General features: G+C 63.1%; 12 protein-coding genes. 5 read left to right on the top strand and 7 right to left on the bottom strand.

Annotated features, from left to right (window positions below; all coding sequences use genetic code 11):
- Nucleotides 1-57: 57 nt before the first annotated feature.
- The 4 genes from BG60_RS02440 to BG60_RS02425 all read left to right on the top strand — a co-directional run bounded on the left by BG60_RS02440 (nucleotide 58) and on the right by BG60_RS02425 (nucleotide 3971).
- Nucleotides 58-1497, top strand: a complete 1440-nt coding sequence (locus BG60_RS02440; RefSeq protein ID WP_008346736.1) for an ATPase domain-containing protein — start codon at nucleotides 58-60, stop codon at nucleotides 1495-1497.
- Between the two features lie 13 nt (nucleotides 1498-1510).
- A complete protein-coding gene (locus BG60_RS02435; RefSeq protein WP_008346734.1) occupies nucleotides 1511-1897 on the top strand; it encodes a response regulator in 387 nt (128 codons plus the stop codon).
- Nucleotides 1898-1978: 81 nt separating this feature from the next.
- On the top strand, nucleotides 1979-2359 hold the full coding sequence (locus BG60_RS02430) for a response regulator (RefSeq protein WP_008346733.1): 381 nt from the start codon (nucleotides 1979-1981) through the stop codon (nucleotides 2357-2359).
- A gap of 37 nt (nucleotides 2360-2396) precedes the next feature.
- Nucleotides 2397-3971: a sensor histidine kinase gene (locus BG60_RS02425; protein ID WP_008346732.1), complete on the top strand. Its 1575-nt coding sequence runs from the start codon at nucleotides 2397-2399 to the stop codon at nucleotides 3969-3971.
- A gap of 23 nt (nucleotides 3972-3994) precedes the next feature.
- Here BG60_RS02425 and BG60_RS02420 read toward each other — a convergent pair whose 3' ends face one another.
- The 5 genes from BG60_RS02420 to BG60_RS02400 form a co-directional block, all read right to left on the bottom strand.
- Nucleotides 3995-5137 carry an amidase gene (locus BG60_RS02420; RefSeq protein ID WP_008346731.1) on the bottom strand — a complete coding sequence of 381 codons (1143 nt, stop codon included), beginning with the start codon at nucleotides 5135-5137 and terminating at the stop codon, nucleotides 3995-3997.
- Nucleotides 5134-5649, bottom strand: coding sequence for a nuclear transport factor 2 family protein (locus tag BG60_RS02415; protein ID WP_008346729.1), 516 nt, complete (start codon nucleotides 5647-5649; stop codon nucleotides 5134-5136). The genes BG60_RS02420 and BG60_RS02415 overlap by 4 nt, the downstream gene beginning before the upstream one ends.
- A gap of 14 nt (nucleotides 5650-5663) precedes the next feature.
- Nucleotides 5664-6038, bottom strand: a complete 375-nt coding sequence (locus BG60_RS02410; RefSeq protein ID WP_008346728.1) for a tautomerase family protein — start codon at nucleotides 6036-6038, stop codon at nucleotides 5664-5666.
- A gap of 78 nt (nucleotides 6039-6116) precedes the next feature.
- On the bottom strand, nucleotides 6117-6617 hold the full coding sequence (locus BG60_RS02405; RefSeq protein WP_008346726.1) for an aromatic-ring-hydroxylating dioxygenase subunit beta: 501 nt from the start codon (nucleotides 6615-6617) through the stop codon (nucleotides 6117-6119).
- Nucleotides 6614-7897, bottom strand: coding sequence for an aromatic ring-hydroxylating oxygenase subunit alpha (locus BG60_RS02400; RefSeq protein ID WP_008346725.1), 1284 nt, complete (start codon nucleotides 7895-7897; stop codon nucleotides 6614-6616). Before BG60_RS02400 ends, BG60_RS02405 begins: the two co-directional genes overlap by 4 nt.
- 168 nt (nucleotides 7898-8065) lie before the next feature.
- Between BG60_RS02400 and BG60_RS02395 the strand changes: the two genes are divergently transcribed.
- Nucleotides 8066-8986, top strand: a complete 921-nt coding sequence (locus BG60_RS02395; protein ID WP_034470192.1) for a LysR family transcriptional regulator — start codon at nucleotides 8066-8068, stop codon at nucleotides 8984-8986.
- Nucleotides 8987-8992: 6 nt separating this feature from the next.
- Here the strand turns inward: BG60_RS02395 and BG60_RS02390 are convergent, their stop codons facing one another.
- A complete protein-coding gene (locus BG60_RS02390) occupies nucleotides 8993-9961 on the bottom strand; it encodes a PDR/VanB family oxidoreductase (RefSeq protein WP_008346721.1) in 969 nt (322 codons plus the stop codon).
- 94 nt (nucleotides 9962-10055) lie between these two features.
- On the bottom strand, nucleotides 10056-11366 hold the full coding sequence (locus BG60_RS02385) for an MFS transporter (RefSeq protein WP_033535799.1): 1311 nt from the start codon (nucleotides 11364-11366) through the stop codon (nucleotides 10056-10058).
- Between the last annotated feature and the right edge of the window lie 7 nt (nucleotides 11367-11373).

Here is an 11373-nt window from a genome sequence, read left to right as displayed (position 1 = left end):
GCGGCGGCAAATGGGTAGCGATGCCCGGCTTGCCACCCAACATAATGGATCGACGCAATGGACAAACTCGCGCGGCTACGCAGCGAAGTTCCGGGACTTGACGATATCTGCGACGGCGGACTGATAGCGGGCTCGTCTTATATCGTGCAGGGACGGCCGGGAGCGGGAAAAACCATCCTCGCCAATCAGATTGCCTTTGCGCAAGCCCGTCAGGGACACAAGGTTCTCTACATCACGCTGCTCGCGGAATCGCACGACCGGCTGTTCCAGTCGCTATCGGCGCTGAGTTTCTACGATGCAAGCCGCCTCGGCAAGGATCTGACTTACCTCAGTCTTTTTCGCACGCTTCGCGAGAAGGGACTCGATGCGCTGGTCGCATTGCTGCGCTCCGAGCTCGCGCGCACGCAGGCCAGCATTCTCGTGCTCGACGGATTGCTCAATGCCCGCGAAAGCAGCGAAACCAATCTGGACATCAAGACCTTCGTCGCGGAATTGCAAGGTCATGCTGCGTTCACCGGTTGCACGGTTCTCTTCCTGACCAGTGCCCGGATCGACGAATCCAGTCCCGAACACACGATGGTCGATGGCGTGCTGCACCTCGAGGAGAACCTGTTCGGGTCGCGCACCGTACGGCACATTCGCGTTGCGAAATCGCGCGGCAGCCGTGCGCTGAGCGGCTTGCATCTCTATGAAATTTCGGAGCGCGGCATCGCCGTATTCCCTCGCCTCGAAGCCGCTCTCGCTCGACCGTCCACGCAAGAGACCGTCGGGTTGACGAAGGTCGCCACGGGTACGGGCGGGCTCGACGAACGGCTCGGCGGCGGTTTGCCTGCCGCCTCGATGTCCGTCGTGGTGGGGCCAGCCGGCAGCGGCAAGACGACCTTCGGAATCGGCTATCTCAACTGCGCGACCGTCGAGCGGCCTGCCGTGCATTTCGGTTTCTATGAAACGCCGGAGCGGCTGTACGCGAAAGCGAAGGCACTGGGTCTCGATCTGCAAACGCTCGTCGAAAAGAAGGCGCTGTGCATGTTGTGGCGCCCGCTCACCGAAAATCTTCTCGACAAGCTCGCCTACGAGCTGCTCGACGCGGTTCGCACGACGCGCGCAGAACGTCTGTTCATCGACGGCCTCGCCGGTTTCGAACGCGCGACCGTCGATCCGCATCGCATGGTCGAATTCTTCGCCGCGTTGAGCAACGAACTGCGCGCGATCGGCGTGACGACGGTGTGCACCTGGGAAACGAAGGAACTGTCGGGGCCGTGGCGCACCAATCCATCGCCGGAAATCCTGTCGCAGATCGACAATGTGATCGAGATGCGCCATCAGGCGGCGGGTGGTCCTTTGCGACGCAGCATCACGGTGCTCAAGGTGCGCGACAGCCTCTTCGATACATCGACCGCGGAAGTGCAGATTTCCGGACTCGGCGATGGGCTGCACGTCACGGGAACGATGTCCACGGCGCGAGGCGCAATGGGCGACGACGCGAGCGGACGATAGCCAGGCTGCGCGCATGGCTAATCTTGTCGTCGTGGACGATGAACCTCTCGTTACCGATTTCCTGAAGTTCCTGCTGCAGGACTTGGGGCACGTCGTGCATGCTGCTTCGAACGGCGCGGACGGGTTGCAGACGATCCAGCGCATCAGACCGTCGCTCGTGGTGACGGATTTCATGATGCCCGTCAGTTCAGGCGTGGACCTTGCGCGAGCGCTCAGCGGCGACGATGACTTCCGGCGGATTCCGATCGTCCTGTGCAGCGCCGCCCCGCACGCGATCGATCCGGCCGATCGGGCGTTGTTCGCGGCAATACTGCAAAAGCCTTATCCGCCGTATCGTCTGATCGAACTGGTGACATTGCATGTTGAAAGAGGCGGCGCCGGATTGCGCGGCCAGCCGTAGTGACGAACAAGCAGGATACTGAGGATTTGACTCAGTCCCGCGCCGGGATTCCAACCGTTTTTGTATGGCTGTGAGCGGTCCATGACGCGTGTCCTTCTCGTTGATGACGAACCTGATCTGCTCGAAGCGTGGAGCTTCGCGCTCGAATATTCCGGCTACGAGGTGGAGCGCGCGCGCGATGGACGAGAGGCCATTGCCGCGATGCAACGCTCGGTGCCCGACCTGCTCATCACAGACCTGATGATGCCCGGCATGGACGGAGAGGCATTGTGCCGGGCCGTTCGCGAGCGGCCGGAATGGGCGGCGATTCCCATCGTGCTGCATACGTCCGCCCATGTGGCTCGGCCAAGCGGCATCGTTCTCTGGAACGCCTTGCTCAGAAAACCGGCCTCGATGGACCAGTTCCTGAAGACCGTTGCCGAACTCACGCAGGGATTTGGACAAGGAGAGGATCGATCGTGACGAAGCGTCCTCTGGCAACATCACCACGGCTCTTCCGATGACCGACTCGACTTCCCGTTCGGCGGAAGCGAGCGCTGTCGGCACGGCCGACCGGGCGATCTTCGACCGCTTGATCGAGCCGTATCTCATGCTCGATCCGGGCCTGAGAGTCGTGTTCGCGAACCGGGCATGGCTTGCGATGTTCGGCGAGACCGAAGCGGCTTTGGGGCAATGCGAACATCTGATCCGCGCGCTCGTGGCGAATCTGCACCCGGGTCAGCGCCGCCTCTCGCCCGCTTTCAGCCTGGACACGCCGGATCGCGCCGCCACGCACGAACAGCCGTCGCGGTACTGGCAGATCCACGTCTCGCATCTTCCCGCGACCGCCGATGAACCGCCGCTCATCCTGCTGCGCTTCGATGACGTCACGATGCACACGCTGGCGACGCGCACGGAACGGCGAGAGAAAGCGCGACTGCGCTCGCACGCGCGGCTCCGGCAGATTCTTGCGAGAGAAGCCGAGCAGCGCCTGCACGATCATCGCGTTCGGTTCGAACGGGCGTTGGCTTTCGCTGGCGTGGGCGCATGGGAGCTCGACGTCGGAACGGGCGCGGTGCATTGCAGCGAACAATGCGTCGAAGATCTCGGCTTGCCGGACATCGCCGGGCTGGATCGGCAAAAGCTGTTCATCGAGCAGCCCGATCCGGTTGCGGAGCACTGGCAGGCGCTGCAAGCCAAACGAAGCTTCGAGTGCGAACGATGCATCGATGGAGCGCGTGGCCGGCGCTGGGTCCTGATTCGCGGCACAGGGCAGTTCGCGGACGACGGCACCATGCAGTCGGTGATGGGCTTCACGCTCGACATCACGTCGCGCAAGGAACGTGAGCTCGAGCTGTCCGCGACGGCCGGCGAGGAACGTTCGGGGCGCGAGCGCAGCGAAGCGCTCGCCAAGACAATGGATCATTTCATCGCGGCCGTCAGTCACGAGTTGCGTTCGCCTTTGAACGCGATCGTCTCGTGGGCGGAACTGCTGCAGGTCGTCGCCGATCCTTCACACGTCGCGCGGGCGGGCGAAGCGATCCGCCGCAACGGCCGCCAGCTGTCGCATATGGTCGACGATCTGCTCGATAGCGGCGCGGTCGTTACCGGCAAGCTCTCGGTTCATCTGCAGCCGGTGGATATCGGTGCGCTCGCGCTCAACGTCGTCGAAGACATCCGCAAGACCGCGGAGCACAAGGGCCTGAGATTGCAGACGCCGCACGTCGAGCCGTGCATCGTCATGGCGGATGAAAGCCGCCTCGAGCAAGTCGTCTGGAATCTGCTCACGAACGCGGTGAAATTCACGGACGCGGGCAGCGTGTCCATTTCCGTGAGCACATCGGACGGCCAGGCGGTGCTGACCGTTCAGGACACGGGGCGCGGCATTGCACCCGATGCGCTGCCGGACGTCTTCGACCGCTTTCAGCAGATCGCGCCGCAGTCGAGCGGACGCGTCGGCGGCCTGGGGCTCGGACTGTGGCTCGTCAAGAACATCCTGAGCCTGCACGGCGGAACGGTCGATGTTGCGAGCGCCGGACGCGGGCAGGGCGCGACTTTCACCGTGCGTCTGCCGCTCGACTCGAACTTGCGTTGAGAGGCGCACGGCTCGTCGGCTCGTTACGCATGCGGAGCGAGCATCGCTTCGAGGTATGCGGCCACCGCGCACACCGTCTCGTCATCGCCTTTGCGGCCGACAATCTGCAATCCCGCCTTGAGCGAGGCCCCTTCAACCGGAACCGGTAACGTAAGCGCCGGATGTCCGCTCAGGTTGAAAGGCCGGATAAGCGACGACATTGCGATCACCGGAGTGCCCGCGCGCGCGGCCTCGATCGTGATCGGCAGCGATGGCATGGTCGGAAGAATGAGGACGTCGGCGTCCGCCAGCACGCGATCGACCTCGTCCGTGAAGTCGCGACGTATGCGCTCGGCTGCATCGAGCTCAGATACCGGCGTGTTCGCGGCGGCGCTCAACCGCGCCAGGATATCCGGGCCAAGCTTTCCGCTGCCGACGAGATGACCGAACGCGCGCCACGTCTCGGCGTTGATGACGGCGAGACCGGCCGTGAACGCATCCTGAATGGATTCGAGCTGCACGGCGCGCGACGCGAGTCCGCTGCGCGCGACCGCGCTCGCCACCGCGTCGCGGATCCGACCTTCGGCTTGCACATCGGGCAACGCGACGCGTATCGCTGTCACGTCGCGGCGCGCACGGCCGCCCTGAAATGACGGATCGATTGCGAGCATTACGTCGATGACCGTGTTCATCTCCCGTGCAAACGGGCCGACACAGTCGAGCGACGTCTGGCGCGGCGCGACACCTTCACGCGACACGCGCCCGAAAGTCGGCTTCAGGCCGATCACGCCGCAGCATGCCGCGGGGCAACGCACGGAGCCGCCGGTATCGGTGCCGAGGGCGGCATCGACGAGCCCGAGCCCCACCGCCGATGCCGAGCCGCTCGACGATCCGCCGGGAATGCGCGCCGGATCTTGGGGATTGACGGGCGTGCCGCTGAAGTCGTTGAGGCCTGTCATGCCGAACGCCAGTTCGTGCATGTTCGCCTTGGCTGTAATGCGCCAGCCCGCATCGAGCAGCCGCTGCACGACTTGCGCGTGGCGCGGTGCGGGCGGCGCATCGGCGAGTGCGCGGCTGGCCGCGGTCGTCGGATAGCCGGCTATGTCGATACTGTCCTTGATCGCGATGGTCGGTGCATCGGCGGCGGCATGCGTCGCGAGATCGAATTGCTGCAAAAAGGCGCTCATGCACGGACTCCTCGCGCGGGGTTGAGTTGCCAGGGCGCGTCGAAAAGGCGTTCGGTGCGGAAGTGGCGAATCAGCCAAACGTCTTCATCGTGAGGCGACGGAGTGAAATCCACATCGAGCCGCGCCGAGATGAGCTCGGCGTGTGCATCGACATATCCGGATGCCTGCAACATGATCCAGCGGCCCTTCGCCGTATCGCCGTTCACTTCGATATGCTCGCTCGTCAGGAAGTGAACGTTGGTCGCGAAGTGCGGCGTGGGCGGCAGGTAGCGTTGCAGCATCGCGACGATAGCGTTCGGCCCCGCCAAGCGGCCGAACTTGTCCGCATACTGTGGACCGATGCCTTCCCACACGGCGTCATCGCTGAAGAGTGCCGTCAGCGATTCCCCTTCGAGCGCGCGTGCCGGCACATCGCAGAGCGCCATGTATCGGGCGATGGTCTTGCGCACCGCGTTCTGCGCTTCGAGCACGCGCAAGCGCGCCTGCAGGCTCTCGATGATTTTGTCCGTCATGGCTTCACGTATTCTTATCGGCCCAAGGCGCGAGCGGTCTTTCCGCCCAGGCCGAAATCGGTATTCGGAATGTCTTTGATCATCACGCGCGTGGACTGCAACGGCACATTCAGCACGGAAGCGCCGGTCTCCGACAGATGCGCGATCAGCGCTTCTTTCTGCGTCTGCGTGCGGCCAGCAATCAGGATCGCGATGATGACGGGCAATCCCGCCGCGCTGACTTTGCCGCCGAGGCCGCTGTCGGATGCGGGCAACTCCGACAGCAGAATGCGCACGGATTCGGCCGGCGCATCGATCGCGTCGACGGTCGCTTGCGTGAGCCCTTGAATGAGCGATGCCTTGCGTTCGTCGGCGTGACCTTGAGGCAAATAGACTTCGAGTGTTGGCATGAACGTAGCGAATGGATAGCGCGCGCATCGCTGAAAGCAATGCCGGACGACCGACATCGACACGACGCGCGCATGACTTCAAAGCAGAAAGCCGATGGCGCTCAGCGCCTCGGTCGAGTCGATCAGGCGGATCACCTTCTCCGACAGACGCGGCTCGCCGCTCGACATATCGATCTTGTGCGTCAGGTCGGCAGCAAAGATCGTGGACAGACCACGCTTGTAGGCAATCACGATCTGCGAGGACTTGACCTCGACGAGGTCCGCGCTGTCGCCAGAGAGCGTGAAGCGCGACACCGTGCGTACCGTGCGCGCCGCATCGGAGGCCGACGCCGAAAAGCCGGACGTCATACGCTGCACGCGCAACTCGCGCATGTGATGGTCATCGTATGCGTAGTTGAGCGTGGACGCGTAGTCGGTCGTCCGCGGATCGATCGGCACGACGTAATGGCCTTTCGGGTCCCACATATCCAGCCAGGCGCGATAGTCCCGGCGGTCGAGCAGTTCCGCTTCCCGCCAGATGAATGCGATCGCGCGCGCCAAGGTCTGGTCCGTGAAGAGTGCGTTGCGTTCGTCCATCATGCTTGCTCCATCATCGCGCGCCATTGTCTGTAGGCTTCGCGCATGCCGGTTTCGTCGGTCGAATGCGCGGTCTTCTCACCGTTCGGTGCGGTCGTTTCGCGGTTGAGGCCGCGGTTCACGAGGATAGGTACGTCAGGGCCGGCGTATGAGCCGCGCTGCACGCGCTCCCACGCTTCGGCGTCGTCAGGGCTGCCGAAGCCCAACGGGCCCTGGAAGTGCTCGTGCATGCGCAAGCGCGCGCGATTGGCTTCCTCGGGGCCGCCGTCCATTCCCAGCGCGACGTGGCGGATTTCCGTTTCCACCGCGGAGATCGGGCGCAGCACGCGGAAGAACGCCATCGAAAGCGCGAGGTTCGGAAACAGATTGAGGTTGAAGCCGACGCCCATCAGCGAACGCACGATGCGGCGCACTTCTTCGGGCGTGTGTTTCTCTGCGAGTTGCGCGGCGAGTTCATTGAAACGTTCGGGCAGCGGCGCGCCGTCGTCCTGATCGAGATCGACGAATTCCGGCATCAGCACGGCAAGGCTGTGACCATTGCCGAGCGATCGGCAGAACGCCTTGTCGCTCGTCATGAAGCTCGTGATGACGGCGGCCGTTTCATCGTCGATGGACTTCATCCATGACTTATGGACGACGGGAAAGTGATACAGGTCCGTCGTGTTCTCGAGCTGGATCTTCCAGTTGCCCTTGAACCTGAACTTGTGCTCGCCATTCGCCTTGATGGGGTAGCCCGCGCCCTGCTTCATGAAAAGATCGATCCACGGTTTGGCGCCGCCGAGGAAGTCCTCGAGCGGTTCGATCGATTCATCGAAGCTCGCAAAAATCAGCCCTTGATAAACGCCCACGCGCAGCTTCTTGAGCGGCAGATCGCCTTTCTCGCACACGCCTTCATAACCATCGCCGTAGGGCAGGGCGCGCAGCGTGCCGTCGAGCGCATAGGACCAGCTGTGATACGGGCATGTGAAACCCTTGGCGTTGCCCTTGTGCTCTTCGCAGACGGTCGCGCCCCGATGACGGCAACGGTTCTGCAACACGTTCACGGTTCCGGTCTTGTCGCGCACGACGATGACCGGCTGACGGCCGATGGTCGTCGTCACGAAGTCGCCGGGCTTCGGCAACTCGCTGTCATGCGCAACCCACACCCACGTCTTGTAGAAGATGCGTTCGAGTTCGGCCTCGAACAACTCCGGATCGTAGTAAAGCGAAGGCGCAATGCGATCGGACTCCGCGCGCCTGGCGAGCGCGCTGGTGTCGATGGTCTGATAGGTCGGCGTACTCATCGTATTCCTCGGAGAAGTTGAGTGGCTGATCGAACGACTGACGCGAGCTTGGCTGGGCGCTCGGCAAATCCTCTCGTTGACATCAGTCTCGCTTTTCGAGGATCATGCGTCAAATCGATTAAAAACGGGTCGTTCAATCAGTGCGGCCTATATCTCGGACGGCCCGTCATGACATCCATCGACCATATCGATCTGAATCTGCTGCGCGTTTTCCAGGCTATCGTGGAAGAGCGCAGCCTGACGCGCGCAGGCGAGCGTCTCGCGCTCTCTCAACCGGCGGTCAGCTATTCGCTCGGGCGATTACGCACCTTGTTCGACGACGCGCTATTCATCCGCACGCGCACGGGCATGCAGCCCACGCCCGTCGCGCTGGAATTGGCCGAAATCGTCGGGCGCGCGCTCGACACCGTGCGCCAGGCGTTGCGTTACGCCGAGCGTTTCGATCCGGCGACGAGCACGCGTACCTTTCGCCTGTCGCTCTCGGATGCGGGGGAGATGGCGTATCTGCCGGCGATCTGCGCCGCGTTGCACGATGCCGCGCCGCGCGCGAAGCTGGTGGTCGAGCCGTTGCCGGACGAAGAAATCGAAGAAGCGTTGCGCGCGAGCCGGCTGGATTTCGCGATCGGCAACTTGCCGTCGCTATTGCCGCGCACGCGCCATTGCGTGCTCTTCGAGGAGTCGTATGTATGCATGACCCGCAAGCGCGACGATCTGCCCGAAGGCACGAAGCTGAAACTCGCGCAGTTCCTTGCCGCGTCGCACGTTCAGGTTCGCTCGCTCGAACACAGCCATGACGCGCTCGACGATGCGCTGCGCGGACGAGGCGTCGGACGCAATATCGCGCTGGCGTTGCCGCATTTCGTGGCGGTGCCCGGCGTGCTGGCTGCAACGGATCTGTTCGCCACGCTGCCGGAAAAGCTCGCGCATATCCTCAACAGAGGCGAGGCGTTCAACATTTACGCGCTGCCTGTACCGTTGCCGAGAGTGGCCGTGACGATGCACTGGCACGAACACTTTCACGACGACGAAGGCAACGCGTGGATGCGCGCCCTGATGACCGACACCCTCGCGAGCTTCAAGACGATGTGATTTCGCTCAGAGATCGAGCACCAGCACGGGCGAACGGGAACGCGACACGCAGCAGCAAATCACGCTGTTGCTTGCGCGTTCCGCTTTGCTCAAACAGTGATCGCGATGCTCGGGCTCGCCGCTCACGACATCCACCATGCACGTACCGCAAACGCCTTCGCCGCACGAGGTATCGACTTCTATGCCGATGGAGGCGAGCGCATCGACGATCGACGTGCTCTTGTCCACGCGAACCGTTTGTCCGCTGCTTGCGAGTTGCACCTCGAAGCTGTCCAACGAGGCTTCGGCCGTGGCAATCGGCTCGGCTTTGAAGCGCTCCAGATGGATCGCGTCCGCGGGCAGGCGAGCTTGCGCCGTCTCGACCACGGCATCCATGAAGGCGCTCGGCCCGCATGTGTAGACGTGTGCGTTCGGACCGGCATCGCGGATACATTCGTCGAGCTTGTCGCGCTGCTCGTGCCGCTCGACGCCGAAATGCAGCTTCACGTACGCGTTGAACGGGGCACGCGTCAGCAAGGTCATGAATGCCGCATGCGCCTCGCTGCGCGCGAAGTAATGCAGCGTGAAGCGCGCATTGCTCGCGACGAGGCGATAAGCCATCGACAGCAAGGGCGTGATGCCGATGCCCGCGCCGATCAGAATGTGCTCGCTTGCGGCCGCGTGAAGCTGGAACAGACTGCGCGGCGCGCCGACGGAAAGCTCGGAGCCCACGGTCACTTCCTCGTGAAGCGAGCGTGAACCGCCGCGCGATTGCGCTTCCTTCTTGACCGCGAAGATCTGCGTCCGGAGACATGCCGGATCGCCGCAGAGCGAGTACTGACGCGTGACACCCGAGGGGCCGGTCACATCGATATGCGCGCCGGGCTCATAGGGTTCGAAGGGCGCGCCGTCGATTCGCGAGACGCTGAACGAGCGCACGCCGTGCGCTTCCTCGCGCAACGCGTCGACTCGGACTTTCACGGTTTGAGCTTGCATGATCGCCTTCCTTTCGATGTGTTTCCCACAACCATGCATCGATCTTAGAGCCGCACGCCGAATAAGAAAAATAGGCTAAAAATCGTGTATCGCATCAATGTGACTGATGACGCGTTTCGTGCGTGAAGCGCAGCGTGACGACCGTCACGAGACTGAGCGCGATGAGAAACACCGCGACGGGCCAGGACGCGTGATAGTGCGAAAGCAACGCGGTCGCGAGGAGCGGCGACAGACCGCCAGCGAAAATCGAAGCCACTTCATGCCCGAGCGCAACGCCCGAGTAGCGCACTTCCGTGCTGAACAATTCGCCGACGAGCGCAGGCAAGGTGCCGATCATCGCGCCGTGACAGACGGCCGTGCCAAGCACCAGCGCAAGCCAGATGAGCGGCGTCGAATGCGTGTCCAGCAGCCAGAAGAACGGGAAGGCCATCGCCGCGAGCGATGCGGCGCCGATCATATACACGGGCTTGCGTCCGATGCGATCGGAGAGCTTGCCCCACAGCAGCATCGCGATCATTTCGACGACCATCGCGAGCATGACGCCGGTGAGCATCGTCGAATTCGGAATGCCGATGAACTTGCCGTACACCAGCGAAAACGCGAGAAAGATGTACGCGCCGCCGTTCTCCGCGACGCGCAGGCCCATCGCCATCAGTATTTCCTTCGGATGACGCTTGATCGCTTCGAGCACCGGCATATGCGACGTCTTGCCCGCTTCTTCCGCGTTCTCGAAGTCGCGACTCTCAGGCAGGCTATGACGAATGTAGACGCCGAGCGCGAAGATCACGATGCTCGCGAGAAACGGCAGGCGCCATCCCCACGAGATGAACTGATCGTGCGGCAAGGCCTGCACCGCGAGAAACGCCGCCGAGGAAAGAACGAAACCGCCGCCGACGCCGAGCTGACTCCACGCCGCGTAATAGCCGCGCTTTTCAGGCGGCGCGTTCTCGCTGATCATCAGTACGCCGCCGCCCCATTCGCCGCCGGACGCGATGCCTTGCAGCAGGCGAAGTGCGACGAGCGCAACAGGCGCCCACAGACCGACGTGATCGTAAGTCGGCAACAGGCCGATGCCGAACGTCGCGAAGCCCATGATGAGCAATGTCCAGACGAGCGACGCGCGCCGTCCATAACGGTCGCCGATATGGCCGAACACGATACCGCCGAGCGGCCGTGCGACGAAGCCCATCGCGAATGCCGCGAACGCGCCGAGCGTGCCGATCAGCGGGTCCGCATTGGCCGGAAAAAACAAACTGCCGAACACGAGTGCGGCCGCCGTTCCGTAGACGAAGAAGTCGTACCACTCCATCGCGTTGCCCGCGACCGACGCAATGACGATACGTCTGAGCGTGCGATCCGGCATTGCTGCGCTGGTTTCGGCGGTCGAGGTATGAACTGTTGCCATGTCTGCT

It is taken from the genome of Caballeronia zhejiangensis (genome assembly GCF_000698575.1).
In the GTDB taxonomy this organism is placed as follows: Bacteria; Pseudomonadota; Gammaproteobacteria; order Burkholderiales; family Burkholderiaceae; genus Caballeronia; species Caballeronia zhejiangensis.
The sequence above is the reverse complement of the archived record's forward strand: the minus strand, read 5'-3'. Positions and strand labels throughout refer to the sequence as shown.

What these genes read in the sequence shown, in the direction of transcription:
- BG60_RS02440 (WP_008346736.1), top strand. Translation starts at nt 58, where the DNA reads ATGGACAAACTCGCGCGGCTACGCAGCGAAGTTCCGGGACTTGACGAT.
- BG60_RS02435 (WP_008346734.1), top strand. Translation starts at nt 1,511, where the DNA reads ATGGCTAATCTTGTCGTCGTGGACGATGAACCTCTCGTTACCGATTTC.
- BG60_RS02430 (WP_008346733.1), top strand. Translation starts at nt 1,979, where the DNA reads ATGACGCGTGTCCTTCTCGTTGATGACGAACCTGATCTGCTCGAAGCG.
- BG60_RS02425 (WP_008346732.1), top strand. Translation starts at nt 2,397, where the DNA reads ATGACCGACTCGACTTCCCGTTCGGCGGAAGCGAGCGCTGTCGGCACG.
- BG60_RS02420 (WP_008346731.1), bottom strand. Translation starts at nt 5,137, where the DNA reads ATGAGCGCCTTTTTGCAGCAATTCGATCTCGCGACGCATGCCGCCGCC.
- BG60_RS02415 (WP_008346729.1), bottom strand. Translation starts at nt 5,649, where the DNA reads ATGACGGACAAAATCATCGAGAGCCTGCAGGCGCGCTTGCGCGTGCTC.
- BG60_RS02410 (WP_008346728.1), bottom strand. Translation starts at nt 6,038, where the DNA reads ATGCCAACACTCGAAGTCTATTTGCCTCAAGGTCACGCCGACGAACGC.
- BG60_RS02405 (WP_008346726.1), bottom strand. Translation starts at nt 6,617, where the DNA reads ATGATGGACGAACGCAACGCACTCTTCACGGACCAGACCTTGGCGCGC.
- BG60_RS02400 (WP_008346725.1), bottom strand. Translation starts at nt 7,897, where the DNA reads ATGAGTACGCCGACCTATCAGACCATCGACACCAGCGCGCTCGCCAGG.
- BG60_RS02395 (WP_034470192.1), top strand. Translation starts at nt 8,066, where the DNA reads ATGACATCCATCGACCATATCGATCTGAATCTGCTGCGCGTTTTCCAG.
- BG60_RS02390 (WP_008346721.1), bottom strand. Translation starts at nt 9,961, where the DNA reads ATGCAAGCTCAAACCGTGAAAGTCCGAGTCGACGCGTTGCGCGAGGAA.
- BG60_RS02385 (WP_033535799.1), bottom strand. Translation starts at nt 11,366, where the DNA reads ATGGCAACAGTTCATACCTCGACCGCCGAAACCAGCGCAGCAATGCCG.